At 73.0% G+C, this 15,543-nt stretch carries 10 protein-coding genes and 1 pseudogene; 8 read left to right on the top strand and 3 right to left on the bottom strand.

Annotated elements, in window-relative coordinates; genetic code table 11:
- Window positions 1–40: 40 nt before the first annotated feature.
- Window positions 41–295 carry a hypothetical protein gene (locus ACTFTM_RS31135; protein WP_449563842.1) on the top strand — a complete coding sequence of 85 codons (255 nt, stop codon included), beginning with the start codon at window positions 41–43 and terminating at the stop codon, window positions 293–295.
- Here the strand turns inward: ACTFTM_RS31135 and ACTFTM_RS31130 are convergent.
- Entirely contained in the window at window positions 268–2,097 is a 1,830-nt protein-coding gene (locus ACTFTM_RS31130; RefSeq protein ID WP_449563841.1) for a VanW family protein, read from the bottom strand. The genes ACTFTM_RS31135 and ACTFTM_RS31130 overlap by 28 nt on opposite strands.
- A gap of 181 nt (window positions 2,098–2,278) precedes the next feature.
- On the opposite strand from ACTFTM_RS31130, the gene nudC reads away from it, so the two are divergent.
- Window positions 2,279–3,196 carry an NAD(+) diphosphatase gene (gene nudC / locus ACTFTM_RS31125; RefSeq protein ID WP_449563840.1) on the top strand — a complete coding sequence of 306 codons (918 nt, stop codon included), beginning with the start codon at window positions 2,279–2,281 and terminating at the stop codon, window positions 3,194–3,196.
- Here the strand turns inward: nudC and ACTFTM_RS31120 are convergent.
- Complete coding sequence (locus ACTFTM_RS31120) at window positions 3,093–4,373, bottom strand: polysaccharide biosynthesis protein (RefSeq protein ID WP_449563839.1); 1,281 nt, start codon at window positions 4,371–4,373, stop codon at window positions 3,093–3,095. The genes nudC and ACTFTM_RS31120 overlap by 104 nt on opposite strands.
- Before the next feature lie 229 nt (window positions 4,374–4,602).
- Between ACTFTM_RS31120 and ACTFTM_RS31115 the strand changes: the two genes are divergently transcribed.
- From ACTFTM_RS31115 to ACTFTM_RS31095, 5 genes and pseudogenes are all read left to right on the top strand, one after another.
- The gene (locus tag ACTFTM_RS31115; protein WP_449563838.1) at window positions 4,603–6,327 is read left to right on the top strand and encodes a hypothetical protein; all 1,725 of its coding nucleotides are present in this window, start codon (window positions 4,603–4,605) and stop codon (window positions 6,325–6,327) included.
- Window positions 6,324–6,485, top strand: coding sequence for a hypothetical protein (locus tag ACTFTM_RS31110; protein ID WP_449563837.1), 162 nt, complete (start codon window positions 6,324–6,326; stop codon window positions 6,483–6,485). The genes ACTFTM_RS31115 and ACTFTM_RS31110 overlap by 4 nt, the downstream gene beginning before the upstream one ends.
- Window positions 6,486–6,515: 30 nt before the next feature.
- Window positions 6,516–7,325, top strand: coding sequence for a glycosyltransferase (locus tag ACTFTM_RS31105; RefSeq protein WP_449563836.1), 810 nt, complete (start codon window positions 6,516–6,518; stop codon window positions 7,323–7,325).
- Window positions 7,322–8,773 (top strand): glycosyltransferase family 4 protein, encoded by a 1,452-nt coding sequence (locus ACTFTM_RS31100; protein ID WP_449563835.1) that lies wholly within the window; start codon window positions 7,322–7,324, stop codon window positions 8,771–8,773. The genes ACTFTM_RS31105 and ACTFTM_RS31100 overlap by 4 nt, the downstream gene beginning before the upstream one ends.
- A pseudogene (locus ACTFTM_RS31095) lies at window positions 8,767–11,979 on the top strand (DUF3367 domain-containing protein); the annotation flags it as partial. The gene ACTFTM_RS31100 and the pseudogene ACTFTM_RS31095, both read left to right, overlap by 7 nt.
- 807 nt (window positions 11,980–12,786) lie before the next feature.
- On the opposite strand, the gene ACTFTM_RS31090 reads toward ACTFTM_RS31095, so the two are convergent.
- Window positions 12,787–14,196: an acyltransferase family protein gene (locus tag ACTFTM_RS31090; protein WP_449566784.1), complete on the bottom strand. Its 1,410-nt coding sequence runs from the start codon at window positions 14,194–14,196 to the stop codon at window positions 12,787–12,789.
- A 274-nt stretch (window positions 14,197–14,470) separates the two neighbouring features.
- Here ACTFTM_RS31090 and ACTFTM_RS31085 point away from each other — a divergent pair, with 274 nt between their 5' ends.
- Window positions 14,471–15,514, top strand: coding sequence for a DUF3068 domain-containing protein (locus ACTFTM_RS31085; protein ID WP_449563834.1), 1,044 nt, complete (start codon window positions 14,471–14,473; stop codon window positions 15,512–15,514).
- Window positions 15,515–15,543: the final 29 nt, after the last annotated feature.

Below are 15,543 nucleotides of genomic sequence, written 5' to 3'. Positions count from 1 at the left end.
GGGATGTGCGGGGCCGGGGCTGCGGCTTAGGCTCGGCTCTGTGGGTGAGGTGCTGATCCTCTTCGTCTTCGGCTGTTGCGTGAGCGGCGTGTTGGCCGCGCTCTGGTGGCTGGGGGTGCGTGGTCGCCGCCGCGGTGTCGGTGGCGAGGTCATGGGGCCGTTCGAGGAGATGTGGCATCCGGCGGCGACCCGCTACCGCGCTGAGATCCGCGTCCAGGAGGAGCGGATGGCGCCAAGGGTGTCGGCCGACGACACCGACGGGCGGGCTCAGGAGGGCTTGGGGCCGCAGACGTAGCGTGGCTCGGCGTCGTAGCGCCAGGTGAACTTCTCCCGCTTGACCACCACGCCGCCCTTCTTGATGACCCGGAAGGCGTCCTGGGTGAAGCCGTTGATGCCGTTGCTGGGAATGCACGTCGGGCCGGGTTCGAGGTGGATGAGCTTCGGTGTGGTGATGTTGCGACGCGGGCCGTACTCCGTCTTGACGCTGTCGTAGATCTTCGTGCTCCAGATGGAGACGGTCACCGAACTCGACGTGTACGACGTGTCGATGAGCAGGCCGTACTCGGTGTTGTTGCGGAACTTGAAGTCCAGGTTCGGCCAGAAGATGGTCGACTCGATGACGGCCGGGTACCTGTCGAACCAGTACGAGTGCGGCTTGTGTTCCACGTCCTGGAGGCCGGCGTAGTACGTGGCGTTGAAGAGGGTGGTCGTGAACTGCGACGTGCCACCCCCGACCCCGGGCACCAGCTTGCCGTCCAGGATGACCGGCGCGTCCCGGTAGCCCTGGGCGTAACCCCGCTCGCCGGTGTGCCCGTTCAGGGAGAACGTCTTGCCCGGCAGCACCACCGTGCCGTCCACCTTCTTCGCGATGGTGGCGATGTTCTGGCTGCGCGGCGACGCCATCCCGCCGGTGAAGCGGGTGGTGAAGGTCGACACCCGTTGCTTGATGCCCAGACCGGCCAGCTTCTCCCTGGTCACCTCCGGCGGCGTCTCCTTCAGCTCACCGGTCACCTCGCGTCCGTCGGGCTTCGGCAGCACCGCCAACAGGTCCCGGCCCAGTGTGCCGGTGTCGAGCTGCTGCCCGGCACGCCCGTCGACGAGCTTGGGACGGCCGCCGGCGATGGTCATCGTCGCGTCCCTCGGGGGCACCTCGATCGCGTTCAGGTCGTCGCCGAGGGCCGTCCGCAGTCGCTTGACGTCCACCGCCGGGGTGAGCTTGCCGGCCTTGTCGGCGTTGAACCGCAGGCTCTTGGCGATGGCGGCCGGTGGCACCTGCACCGAGCCGCGGTCGGTGCGCAGGGTGACCGGCGCGGAGACGGCTGGCTTGGCCAGTTCCGCGACGAGGCGGTCGACCTCCTCGGCGGTGGTCGCCGGCTGGCTCTCGACCAGTGGCACGGTGACCGGGGTACCCGCCAGCCAGCCGGTCCGGACGGCGTCCGCCGAGCGCTGCGGGTCGAAGGTGAGGCCGGACGTGGGACGTACGACCTTGGGCCTGGTGCCCTGGTAGGTGATGGCTGGCATCGTCATCGGACGGACCAGGTCGCCGAGCGCCGTCCGCAGTGCCGCGTCGAGGCGGGCCGCGTCGAGGGTGACCACCGGTTCGACGGTACGGGAACCGACGAGCCGGCTGACCGGGTGCGCGTCGGCCTCGGCCGCTGCCGCAACCGTGGCCGCCACGTCGACCGCGAGCCCCACGTCGGCCGGGTCGATCTCGGCGGTCCGCTCCCCGGCCGTGATCCGCAGGGGCGCGGCGAGGGCCGCCGCCCGCCGTTCCAGTTCGGCACGCAACTTCCGGTCGGCCGCGTCGCGGCTCCGACCGCCCAGCTCGGCGCCGAGCACGCTGGTGCCCCGGGGCACGTCCCCGGCGTACGCCCAGGCTCCGGCACCCGCCGCGGCGGCGAGCACGCTGCCGGCGACGCCCGCCCCGAGCAGCATCCGTACGCGGCGGGGACGACGACCGCCGTTGTCCGCCTCGCCCGTCGCCGTCGCCGTCGCCGGTGTGGCACCGTCCGGCTCGTCGTCCGGCCAGGTGACCGCGGTGACCTGCACGGTGGGCCGGTCGTCGGCGGGTGGACGTTTGTCGCCGTACAGCGTCACTGCAACCTCGATCGCCAGGTGCCGCGGGAGGTCCCCCCTCCCGGAGGACACCACGGTAACCAATGCCCGGCCGTCCGCGCGGGCTGCGCCCGTCCGCTACCGCTACCGCGTGTCGCCCGGCGTGTCGCGGGAACGTGGGGCCGGTGCCCGCGCCGCGTCACGGCCGTGGCACGGTGGCGGGGTGGACGCTGCGGAGCGGGTTCTGGCGTACGGCGGCGGTTGGTTGGACCGGGCGGGCCCGTTACGGACCGACCCGGCCCGACTGGACGCGTTGCTGGCCGACCCGGCGACGGTGGTGCTGCCGCTGTGGCGGGACCGCTGCCTCGTCGACGGTGACGGCCCGGTCCGGCTGACGGCCGACCGCGCGTCGCTCGTCCGGTCGGCCGCCGGGGAGACCGTCTTCCTGGGGCTCGACGGAGACGTGGCGGTGTTCGCCGTGGACCTCTCCGAACTCGGTGAGCCCGCCGCCGTCGAGATGGCGGGGGCGGCACGGGCCGTCGACGTGCGGGCGCTGGTCGGACGACTCGACCCGGCCGGCGCGGCGACCCAGGCGTACGCGCGGGGGTTGCTGCACTGGCACCGGCAGCAGCGTTACTGCGGCGCGTGCGGTGCGGTGGCCGTCGCCGGTGGTGGCGGCCACGTGCGGACCTGTTCCGGCGCGGAGTGCGGCCGGTTGCTGTTCCCCCGCATCGAACCGGCGATCATCGTGCTGGTCGAGGCGCCCGGCTCGCCCGGGCGCTGCCTGCTGGCACGGCACGCGGGCGCGGCCGAGGACTCGTACTCGACGTTGGCGGGCTTCGTGGAGGTCGGCGAGAGCCTGGAGGACGCGGTCCGCCGGGAGATGTCCGAGGAGGCCGGGATCACCGTCACCGACGTGACGTACCAGGGATCGCAGGCGTGGCCGTTCCCCGCCGGGCTGATGGTGGGCTTCCGGGCCACGGCGACATCCGACGAGGTACGCGTGGACGGTGTGGAGCTGCTGGAGGCGCGCTGGTTCACGCGGGAGGAACTGCGGGAGCGGGTCGCGGCAGGTCGCCGGCTCGGTCGGGTGGACTCGATAGACCACCACCTGCTGAACGGGTGGTTGAAGGCAGACTGAGGATCATCACCAGGGCCGTCGCCGCGGCGGTGCCCAGGGCGCACCACATGATCCCCTGGAACGTGCGTGGGGCGACGACCATCGTCAGGACGGCCAGGACGGCGGCGGCGACCCACAGGGGCGCGGACGGCCAGCGTGCGCCGGCCGCGATCTTGGCGTTGACGGCCGCGAAGACCAGCGCGTAGAGCGCTCCGGTGGCGGCGAAGAACGGGGCGTACTCGCCCAGCGCGGCGTAGTTCTCGCCGCCCACCAGCCGGAACGCGAGGCCACCGGCCAAAGTCGAGGCGGCGACGAGCACGGCGCCGCAGGCGGCGACGATGGCGAGCACGGTGGTGCGGACGCGGTTGTCCCCGACGGCCAGGCGGGGTAGGGCGAGCACCACGATCACCTGCGGCGCCCAGAGGGCACCCTTGGTGAGCACGGTGCCCACGGCGTACGCGCCGGAGTCCGCCGGGGACAGCAGCTGCCGGGCGAAGATCAGATCGGCGTACGACACGGCGAGCATCGCCAGCGCCGCCGTGCCGGCGCTGGCCACCTGCCGGATCCGCAGCGCGCCACCGACGTCGCCGTCCGCGCCCGAGGCGGTACGGTGCGCCGGTCGGGCGATCCAGATCAGCGCGGGCAGCACGAGGTACGCGGTCACCATGCCCGCCACCAGAGTGTCGACGACGTCGGCGCCGAACACCAGCGCGACGATCATACCGCCGTACCGGCCGGCGGCGACGACGCCCATGGCCCACGCGAGACGCAGGAAGCGCTGTTCGCCCTGCAACTCGCCGAGCCATCGGGCGGCCAGGACGACCGCGACGGTGGTACCCGCGACCAGCGCCACGACCGTCAGCGACAGCCGGAGGGCGGTCATCATCAGCGGTGCCGCCACGACGACCGCGCCGGCGGAGACGGCGGTGGTGACGAGGGTGACCCGGTTCGTCGGGGTGCCCGGATGCCGGGCCCGGTGCACCGCGACCGCCATCTGCAGTCCCACACCGGCGACGCCGGCGATCGCGACGAGGGCCGCCACGGTCGCCAGGACGCTCAGACCCTCGGCCGCCAGGTGTCGGGCGCCGAGCATCGGGAGCAGGTAGGCCAGCCCGTTCGTCACCATGGCGGCACCGGCGACCGCCGCGCCCGCCGCGGAGAGGCGGCCCGCGCCGGGGCCGGCCGTCGTGTCTGTCATCGCGCCTCGTGAAGGTGTGGCCGGGGCCCGGTGTGGGCGCGCCGAGCTTGCCGTCGTCGTCGCGGAGTCGCCCGTCGACGTGTGAGGCAAGCTACCGTCCGCGCTCCCCCTGTGCCTAGAGTGCTGTCCGGAGCCCCGGGAGCGACATCGGGCCCGCTTCCCGTCCAGGTCTGTGGGGGTCCGTGTGCGCCGAGGATCACCGGGCTCCCGTCCGGCACTGTCGCGGGCCGTGGTCGTACTCCGTCGGTGGTGGCCGGAGACGGCGCTCGGCGTCGCGGTGGTCCTCGCGATCCTCGGGCCGGTGCTGGGCCGGGGCTACGTCCTGCGGTACGACCTGGTGTTCGTGCCGGACCCGCCGTTCGGCGCGATGGTCTGGGGCAACGGCGGGGAGTTGCCCCGTGCGGTGCCCAGCGAACTGCTCGCGGTGGGCCTCGCGCACCTGTTGCCGGCCGACGTGGCGGAGAAGGTCCTGCTCGCCGGCTGCCTGGTGCTGGCCAGTCTGGGCGCCGCCCGGCTGGCCCCGGTCAGCCACCCGCTGGCACGGATCGCGGCGGGGCTCGCGTACGTCTGGAACCCCTGGGTGTACGGGCGACTGCACCTCGGTCAGTGGGCGGTGGTCGCCGGGTACGCGGCGCTGCCGTGGGCGTACGCCTGGGTGCTCGGGGTGCTGCGACCGCCGGGCGGCATCGGACCGGGCCGGCGTGCCGCCGTCGCCGGTGGGGCGGCGGTGGTGCTGGGCGGTCCGGCGCTGGTGCTGGCGGCGGTGCTCTCCTGCGCGCCCGCGTTGGCCCTGGCACGGCGGTGGCGGGCATTGGTGGCGGGAGCGGCGACGCTCGCCGGTCTCACCGCGCCGTGGCTGGTGGCGCTGACGAACCGGGGCGCCGCGGTGGATCTGGACGAGCGGGGCGTCGCCGCCTTCGCCGTGCGCGCGGACACGCCACTGGGCGTGCTCGGCAGCGTCGCGACTCTCGGCGGTGTCTGGAGTCGGCACGCCGTCGCGGTCGGCCGGGACCGGTGGCCGGTGGCCCTGCTCGCGTTGGCCCTCGCCGCGGCGGCGCTCTGGGGGTACGCCCGGGCCCGTCGCCGTTGGCCGGCGGCGGCCTGGTGGGGACTGCTCGTCGGCGCTGGACTGGGCGTCCTCATCGCCCTGCTGCCCGCCTGGTCGGTGGGGGCGCACGCGATGGTCGCGCTGGTCGAGCACGTCCCGCTGGCCGGCGCGGTCCGGGACGGTACCCGGCTGCTCGCCCCGCTGGCCCTGGTGCAGGCGGTCGGCCTGGGCCTGGTGGTCGAGCGGCTGATGACGGCGGACCTCCGGTCGCTGGCCCCGCTGGCGATGGTCGCCCCGGTGCTGCTGCTGCCCGGCCTGGCCTGGGGACTGGGAGGCCAACTGGACACGGTGCGGTACCCGCCCGAGTGGTCGTCGGTGCGTGCGGTGGTGAACCGGGATCCGGCCGGGGGCGCGCTGGTCTCGCTGCCCTGGGCGTCGTTCCGCGCCTATGGCTGGGCGGGGCAGGTCCCGGTGCTCGATCCGGCGTCGCGCGCCTTTCGTCGACCGGTGATCGCCGACCAGGACGTGCTGGTCGGCCGGGAGCGCATTCGTGGAGAGAGCGCGACCTCGGACCGGGTGGCCGAGGTGCTGGCGGCGCCGGGCGATCCGGTGGCGGGGCTGCGCCGGCTGGGTGTGCGGTACGCGCTCATCCAGACCGACCAACCTGGTGCGGCCCAGGTCGAGGCCCGCTTCGGGGCCGCCGACGTGGTGCGCCGGGACGGGGCACTGATCCTGCTACGTCTGCCTGGTGCTGGTTCTTCCCGCTCGTCGGGGAGCGTCGGCATTGGTCCGGTGTTGGGGTATTCGGTACTCGGGGCCACCATGTTGATCGCCCTTTCGCACCCCGCCGCGAGACGTCGACGCATGTTACTGTGCGGTCACTTTTGTCGAAGGGACCGTCCATGAAGGCATCCTTCAATCCCCTCCTGATCGCGGTCGTCGCCGCGACGGTGGGTGCCGTGCTGGGCATTCTGGCCGTCTCGGTCGGGACGTCCACCATCACGAACAGCAACACCAAGCCTGCGAACGTGCAGGAATCCATCATCGTTTACGGCGATCGCTGACGGCCCGTCATGGAGGTCCTACCTCCTGACGTGTCGTCAGATGCGGTCGTCCTCGACGTCGTCGTGCCCGCGTACAACGAGGCGCTCCGGCTGCCCGACACCCTGATCCTGCTCCGGGCGGCGCTGGCCGACCTCGGTGTGCCCTGCCGGGTCACCGTGGTCGACAACGCGAGCACCGATGGAACCGCCGAGGTGGTGACCGGAGCGCCGAGCGGCCCGGTCCCCGTCCGGCTGCTCTGGTGCGCCGAACCGGGCAAGGGCTTCGCGGTACGTACCGGTGTGCTGGCGAGCGACGCGCGCTACGTCGGCTTCTGCGACGCGGACCTGGCCACCGCGCCGGACACGCTCGGGCAGGTGCTCAATCTCCTGACCGACGGCGTCGACGCGGTGGTCGGTTCGCGGGCGCACCCCGAGTCGGTGGTGCAGGAGCGGCACAGCCTGCTCCGGCGCTGGGGCGCGGTGGCGTTCCGTGCCGCCGTCCGGCAGGTGGTGCGCGGCGTGGGCGAGACCCAGTGCGGGTTCAAGTTCTTCCGCAACGACGTCGCGCGGCGGTCCTTCGCGCCGCTGCGTTGCGGCGGGTTCGCGTTCGACGTCGAGGTCCTGGGTCGTGCGGAACGGGCCGGAGCCCGGTTGGTGGAGATCCCGGTCAACTGGGTGGATGTACCCGGCTCACGCTTCTCACCGGCCCGCCACGGATGGCAGAGCTTCGTGGACGTCGCGAAGATCAGTTGGCGGCTGCGCCGTGCCGAGGTTCTACCCGCCATCCCGTTGCCGGTCGTCGCCCGGCAGGTCGGCAGCGAGGTGGCCGGTGGCGCCGCCACCGTGGGATTGCGGCCGTGAGTGTCGGCCACTCTCCGGTCGCCGCGACGCCCACCACCGAACCGGTGGTGGCCGGGCGGCGGATCGCGGTGCTCAACTGGAAGGACCCGTGGCATCCGGACGCCGGTGGCGCCGAGGTCTACGCCTGGCAGGTCGCCAGTGACCTGGTGACCGCCGGCGCGGAGGTCACCTTCGTCACCGCCCGTCCGGACGGACAGCCCGGCGCCGAGACCCGCGACGGCATCCGCATCGTCCGGCTGGGTGGGCGGTGGAGCATCTACCCCCGGGTGCTGGGCTGGCTCGCCCGACGTCGACGTCAGTTCGACGCCGTCGTGGACTGCCAGAACGGCATACCGTTCTTCAGCCCGGCGGTCCTGCCCTCGGACGTGCCGGTCGTCTGCGTGATCCACCACGTGCACGACCGTCAGTTCCGGCTCTACTTCGGTCCGGTCGTCGGTCGCTTCGGCGCGTGGCTGGAGGGCCCGGTCGCCCGACGGGTCTACCGCCGAGGGGTGACGCTCGCCGTCTCACCGTCGACGGCCACCGCCGTACGGGACCGGCTCCGCTGGCCCGGCCCGGTGGTGGTCGTACCCAACGGCGCGGACGCGTCGGCGTCACCCGTCGTTGACCCGGCCGCCCGCGACGCGCGACCCCGTGTCGTCTGCGTCGGCCGGGTGACCCGGCACAAGCGGGTCGACCTCGTGCTGGACGCCGTCGACCAGCTCCGGTCACGACGACCCGACCTGCGGCTGGACGTCGTCGGTGGCGGGCCGGACGTGGCCACGATCCGCCGGCAGGTCGTCGAGCGTGGGCTGACCGACGTCGTCACGGTGCACGGTCACCTGCCCTCCGCCGAGCGGGACGCGCTACTGGCCAGGGCGTGGTCGCACGTATCCGCTTCGTGGGGCGAGGGCTGGGGCCTCGTGGTGGTGGAGGCCGCCGCGGCCGGACTGCCCACGGTCGCCTTCGACGTCGACGGGCTGCGCGACGCCGTGCGCGCGGACCGGACCGGGTGGCTGGTCGAGGAGGGCGACGACCCCGCGGGCCGGCTGGCCGACGGCCTCGAACGGGCTTTGGACACCCTCGCCGTACCGGCCGGGGCCGAAGCGATGGCGGCGGAGTGTCGCCGGTGGAGCGACAGCTTCCGCTGGGCCGACACCGGCCGGCGGGTCCGGGCCGTCATCGGGGACCTGCTCGCGCCGCGCCGGGTGCCGTGGGCGGCGCGGAACGCCTCCCTGCTCATCCGGACGGACCAGCCGGAGAGCGTCCTCACCCACGTGTCGCCTCTCCTTCCGTACACCCGGCATGTCGTCGCCGACGAGCGTGGCCTGTGGATCGTCGTGCCCGCCGCCGATCCGGCGGCGGTCCGCCGGGTGCTCGTCGAGGCGGGCATCGCGCCCGAGCAGATCAGCGAGCGGGACGCCAGCGATGACGAACTGCTCACCGGAGTTCCGGTACGGCAGTGCTGACCGCCTGGTCGACCGCTCGCCGCGCCCCCGGCATACCGTCCGCGACGGTGTCCCTGGCGGTGTGGCGCCTGCGTGAGCTGCTGGTCTGCCTCGCGCTGATCGGCTTCTGCGTCACCCAGGAGCCCGGGCTCATCGTGCCGGACACGAAGCTGGACATGGCCCTGGATCCGGGTGGCTTCCTGACCCGGGCGACCCACCTCTGGACGGCGGACTGGCAGTTCGGCACGCTCCAGAACCAGGCCGTCGGCTACTTCTTCCCGATGGGCCCCTTCTTCCTCCTCGGCGATGCGGTGGGTCTACCGGCCTGGTTCGTCCAACGGCTCTGGATGGCGGCGCTGCTCTGCGTGGCCCTCACCGGAGTGGTGCGGCTGGCACGCGCCCTGAACCTGGGTGGGCCGGCGTCGCGTCTGGTGGCCGGCGCGGTGTTCGCCCTCTCGCCCCGCGCGCTGACCCTGGTCGGCACGGTCTCGCTGGAGCTGCTGCCGTACTGCGTCGCGCCGTGGGTGCTGCTGCCGCTGGTCAAGGGGGCGGCGGGCGGCTCGCTGCGGCGGGCCGCGGCGCTCAGTGGGCTGGCCGTGGTCTGCATGGGTGGGGCGAACGGCGCCGCCGCAGCCTGCGCCGTGCTGCCGGCGTTCCTCTACGTGGTGACCCGGGCGCCCGGCTGGCGACGGGTCCGGTTGCTGACCGCGTGGACGGTGGCGATGGTCGCGGCCACCTTCTGGTGGCTCGTCCCGCTGCTGCTCATGCAGCGCTACGGGTTCCCCTTCCTGCCGTACACCGAGACCGCGGCGGTCACCACGAGCGTGACGTCGCTCCCGGCAGCGGTGCGGGGCGCCACCCACTGGGTGGGTTACCTGGCCGTGGACGGGGTGCCCTGGTGGCGCTCCGGGTGGGTGCTCGTCACGACGTCGTGGATGGTCGTGCTCACCGGTCTGATCGCCTGCGTCGGTCTCGCCGGCCTGGCCCGCAGAGACCTGCCCGAGCGACGGTTCCTGCTGGTCAGCGCACTGGTCGGCCTGTTGACCCTGACCGCCGGCAACCTGTCGGACGGCGGCGCGGCCTTCGCCGCCACCGTGCGGGAGGTGCTCGACGGCCCGCTCGCGGCGCTGCGCAACCTGCACAAGTTCGACGTCGTGCTCCGTCTGCCACTGGCCCTGGCCACCGCGCACATGCTGGACACCGTCGGCCGGATCGAGGTCGTCCGCAGGTTCATCCGACCCACCAACATGGCACCCCGACGGGTGGCGCTGGGCATCACCGCCATCGCGCTCCTCGCCGTCGCCAGCGGCGCGGGCACCGCGGGCCTCCCGGCCGGCGGCGGTTTCTGGGCGCTGCCCCAACACTGGCGGCAGGCGACCTCCTGGCTCGACCGGCACGCGGGCCCGGGCACCACGCTGCTCGTGCCCGGCAGCAACTTCGCCGAGTACAACTGGGGGCGCCCGCTGGACGAACCCGTCCAACCCCTGCTGGACTCGCCGTGGGCGGTGCGGTCACTGGTGCCGGCCGGATCGGCGGGCAACGCCCGACTGCTCTCCGCGATCGACGAGCGGCTCGCCGCCGGAACCGCCTCCCCCGGACTGGCGGACGTGCTCGGTCGGCTCGGCGTGCGGTACCTGCTCGTCCGCAACGACCTTCGCCAGCCCGTCGGCGGCTTCGCCTGGCCGGTCCTCGTGCACCGCGCGCTGAACAGCGCCCCGGGGCTGTTCCGGGTCGCCGCGTTCGGCCCCGACAGCGGGGTACGACCGGACTTCGACGGGGCGTGGGACTACGGGCTGCACGAGTCGTACCCGGCGGTGGAGATCTACCAGGTGGACCGGCCGACCAGCAGGGCCACGCTGGCCGACGCGGCCCAGCCGCTCAACCTGGTCGGCGCTCCGGAGACGCTGCTGGACCTCAGCGACGCCGGCGTGCTCGGCGACCGACCGGTGATCCTCGACGGCGACGCCCCGCCGGGCGCCGCCGTTGGCACCGTCCTCGCCGACAGCCTGCGTAACCGCACGGTCGACTTCGGACTCGTGCGGGGCAACACCTCGCGGACGCTGACCGCCGACGAACAACCCGAACCGTCCCACGACATCCTCGACCCGGCGTGGCGGCGGTCGTTCACGTCGTCGGGGTACGCCGGAATCGCCGACGTACGGGCCTCCACCAGCGCGGCGGACGTCACCGGCCCGGCCGGCCTGCGTGACCCCTCCGCCGCGCCCTTCGCCGCCGTGGACGGGGACAGCGGGACAGCCTGGCTGTCCGACGGCGCCCGCAAACCCGTCGGCCAGTGGGTGGAGGTCCGCTTCACCGAGAAGATCCAGGCCGGGTCGGTGGAGCTACAGGTGGTCGACGACGAGGTCGTCGGCGACCCGGTGACCCGGGTTCGGATCAGCACCGCGGGTGGCTCGTACGTGCACTCGGTGGCCGACGCCGGGCGGAAGCCGCTGCGGCTGGCGCTGCCCTCGGGGCGTACCACCTGGGCGCGGGTGACCATCGACGGCGTCGCGGGCCTCGACGTGCCGGGACGCCGCGCGGGCATCCGGGAGCTGCGCGTGCCCGGGGTGAGCCCGCAGCGCTACCTGCGGCTGCCGACGTCGCCCGACACCACCCGGGCCCCGGAGGTCGTCGCGCTCGCCTGCAAGGCCGGGGACCGGTCGGCCTGCGCCGCGGTCGGCAACCGTTACCTGTGCGCCCCCGACCTGATCCGCCAGGGCGAGGAGACCGGCCTGGCGCCCCGCCGCTTCGACCTGCCGGCCGCCTCCACCCCGCACCTCACCGGTCTGGCCCGCGCCACGCCGGCCACCGCGCTCGCCGTGTACGACGAGCTGGTGGGCGGGGAAACCTACAGCACGTCCAGTTCGTGGTTCGCCGACCCGGTCGCCTCGTCCCGGTCGCTGTCCGACGGGGACGACGGCACGGCCTGGTGGGCCGACCCGAACGACCCGCAGCCCACCGTGCGGTTGCGCTGGACCGGGATCCGGAAGGTGAGCTGGGTACGGCTGCGGTTCGCGTCGACCCTCGTCGCCGCGCCACCCAGAACGGTGCGGATCACCGGCGACAACGGCATCCGCGAGGTGGCGGTCGGCCCGGACGGTGTCGCCCGCTTCCCCGCCCTGCGTGGGCGCAGCATCGTCGTGGCCGTGACCTCGACGGTGTCCCGGGTCAACCGCACGACGGCGCTCTTCGAGCCACAGCCGCTGCCCGTGGGCCTCAGCGGGGTGGACGTGGACGGCGTGCCCGAGGCCAACCAGCCGCGTGACCTCGGCCGTACGGTGACGTTGCCCTGCGGCGCCGGCCCGACGATCGTGATCAACGGGGCGACCGTGCCGACGACGGCCACGGGCAGCCTGCGGGACCTGCGGGACCTGCGGCCGCTGCGCTACCGGGCCTGCGACCCCGCTCCGAAAACGCGGGCTGCGACGGGCGACGACCGCGTGGGGCTGCGCGCCGGCCCGAACGAGGTCGCCGCGCCGCCGGACCGGTTCCTCGTCGACAGCCTGATCCTCACCGGCGAACCGCCGCGGCGGCCCACCGTGGCCGAGCCGCCCCGCCGGGCCCTGACGGTGCTCGGCTGGGACGACCAGCGCCGGTCGGTCGAGGTCGGCGCGGGTGGCGGCAGTTACCTGGTCGTACCGGAGAACGCCAACCCGGGCTGGCGGGCCACCCTCGACGGTGTCCGGCTCGTACCGACCCGGCTCGACGGGTGGAAACAGGCGTGGCTCGTGCCGGCCGGGGCCGCCGGCCGGGTCGAGCTGGTCTTCACACCCGGTGAGCAGTACGCCCTCGTCCTGCGCGTGGGCGGGGGACTGCTGCTGTTGTTGGTCGTCGCGGCGCTGCTCCCCGCCCGTCACCACCGGCCGTCGTACCCCGTGGTGCCGACGACGATGCCGACCGCGCCGGTGCTCGCACTGGGGGTGCCGGCACTGCTCGGAGGTGTGGTCGGGCTCGGCTGCGCCGTCGTGGTCGTCGTCCTGCACCGACGTCGGATGCCCACCCCCGGCTGGATCTGGGTGCCGGCGGCGGTGGGTCTATCGGCCTACGGGACCCAGCGGTGGTGGCTGCCCCGGGTCGGGCCGGGGTGGCTGGCGGACCTGCTTGTCGCGCTCCCGACCGGCCTGCTCCTCGTCGCGATCGCCGCCCTCGTGCTGCGGTCCCGTCGGGTGCGCGGACGGTACGAGTCGCGCCGCGAGGGCCGGCTGCGCGGCTGGACCCGACGCCGCGCCCTGCAACGCGGGCACCGGCGCCTCGACGGGGGTGTCGGCCTCGACGATCCCGGGCCGGTGTCGGTCGTGCCGCCGGGCGAGGAATCGGCGCAGTCGCTGCGTCGGCCGCTCGATGACGTGGTAGCTGGCCGTCGCGACGGGGATGGTGACGGCGAGGGTGAGCACGAGGAGCAGCCAGAACGAGCTGTTCATCCGGGTGAACCCGAGCAGGCGGAAGCAGGCCTCGAGCGCGAGGAGATGCCAGAGGAAGATGCCGTAGGAGATCCGACCGAGGTACCTGATCACCGGCTGGCCGAGGAGCGCCCGGGGCACCCCGCCCGAGCCCGGGCCGACGAGCGGGGCGATCACGCACCAGGCGACGAGCAGGAACACCAGGTGCTCGACCAGCGCCTCGACCCGCGTGGCCGGATCGACCCCGCGTGGGCCGGCGATGGGCGTACTGGCGATCCACAGCAGCGCGCCGGCGATGAGCCACGAGGTGCCCGGCGCGAACGTGAAGATGCGCAGTCCGCGCGGAGTGCCGGACCACAGGTCCTCGTCGCCGCGCCCGACACCGCTACCGGCCAGGCCGCCGAGGAACGCCGACGGGTTCCCGTTCGACGGCCAGGAGGCGAGCACGGCCAGCACGATGCCGACACCGAACCAGTCGAGGAAGGCGGGTAGCCAGAGCACCGCGAGCCCCGGTAGTGGCGAGTCGGGGCCGTGCGCGTACACGTTCCAGGTGAGGCCGGCGAGGACGAGGACGACGCCGAGAGTCAGGTGACGTCGCGCTCGTTGAAGTGGCGTCCGACCGCCCATTCGGCGAGCGATCACCGCAATCACCGGCAGCGCCAGGTAGAAACTCGCCTCCGTGGCCAGGCTCCAGGTCTGTTCCATCCCGACCGGGAGTCGTAATGGCTGATATATCTGTGCCAGCAGAAGGGGGATTGCCCAGTCCCATACCGACCTGAGGTAATCGATGTTGAGCCACGCCAGTGCGACGACCGCCATTGGCCAGTAACCGGGCAGAATGCGCAACGCGCGATGCCAGAGGTATCTCCCAACTGACGGTTGCGGCTGCCCGTGAATGGCGGCGAGCGCGAATGGTCGGTAGAGGAGGAAGCCCGAGAGGGCGAAGAAGATCGCGACTCCGACATCCAGCCTGGCCAGCACACCTGCCGGCCGGGCGAACGAGTTGGTCAATCCGCTGAGAAAGGAGACGTGGTGGACGACCACGGCGAGCACGGCGACCGCACGGAGTCCTTCCAATGCGGGCAGCCAGCCATCCGAACGGACGATATTGGGCGCGGACTCGCCCACTCGTCCGTTGATCGCGTCGGGTTCGACGGGTTGGCTCACAGTTCCTCGACATCCTATTTGGCGGGGTGACCCCACGGCTGCGCGCCGCCGGAGTCGGTACGTCCTCGAAGGACGCGACGGACCATATCCGAAAACGGTCTCGTCATGTACTGTCAGCCGACCAGTCGAGCTTTACAAGGGGAGGAGTTTCATGCGACCTACGTCGGGTGCCATCTTGGTGGCGGCGGGCGCGTTCCTGATCGTCGGGGCGGTGGCGACGCCGCTGACCGTCGCGCCCGCGCTCGTCAAGGTGCCCCTGGACCAGAGTTCGGTGACGGTGTCGACGGCTCAGAACGCGACCGTCTTCGACTTCAAGACACTGTCCGAGCGGAGCGGGGTCAGCCTCACGGCCCACCGCGCCGTACGGGGCGATGTCGGAGCCGGGAACACTGACCGGGCGGTCTTCAACGTCGGCGTCCGTGTCATCGACGACGCCAAGAACGAGATCACCGTCAACACGGACCGTGTCGCCCTCGACCGGCGGACCGCGGAGGCGGTGGCCTGCTGCGCCGAGAACATCAACGGCACGGCCTTCAAGCACGAGGGCCTGACCTACACCTTCCCGTTCGGCACGGAGAAGAAGACCTACAAGTACTTCGACAACACCGCGCGCAAGGCGTACCCGGTCAGGTACGTGGGCACCGAGAAGCTCCAGGGCCTGACCGTCTACAGGTTCGAGATGACGGCCGAGCCGGTCGAGATCAAGCAGATCGACGTGCCGGGACGACTCGTCGACTCGACGGAGCCCACGGTGAGCGCCGGCCTCTTCTACACCAACACCCGCACGCTGTGGGTGGAGCCCGACAGCGGCGTCATCGTGAAGGGCCAGGAGAAGCAGGCGCAGACCCTGCGCGACGCGAGCGGCGCCGACAAGGTCAAGATGATCGACGCGACCCTCGCCTTCGACGAGGCCACCCAGAAGCAGCAGGCCGACGCTGCCAAGGATGCGCGCAAGCAGATCAACCTGCTGACCACGGTGGTGCCGATCGCCCTCGGTGTCCTCGGCCTCGCCCTGGTCCTGCTCGGTGTGTTCCTCATCGTCCGCGCGACCCGTCGCCGGCCCGACGCGACGCCCCCGGTGGCAGCCGACGACCGTCCGACGACCGACCTGCCGTCGCAGGCTTCGTCGGAGCCGGTCGAGGAGACCACGGTGCCGGCCGGCGGGCGGCACGCCGCGGAGCGCAGCGAGCCGTAACGACCCACACCACCACCGCACGCCGATCT

It is taken from the genome of Micromonospora sp. RB23 (genome assembly GCF_053585025.1).
This window is presented reverse-complemented; position numbering and strand designations above follow the sequence as displayed.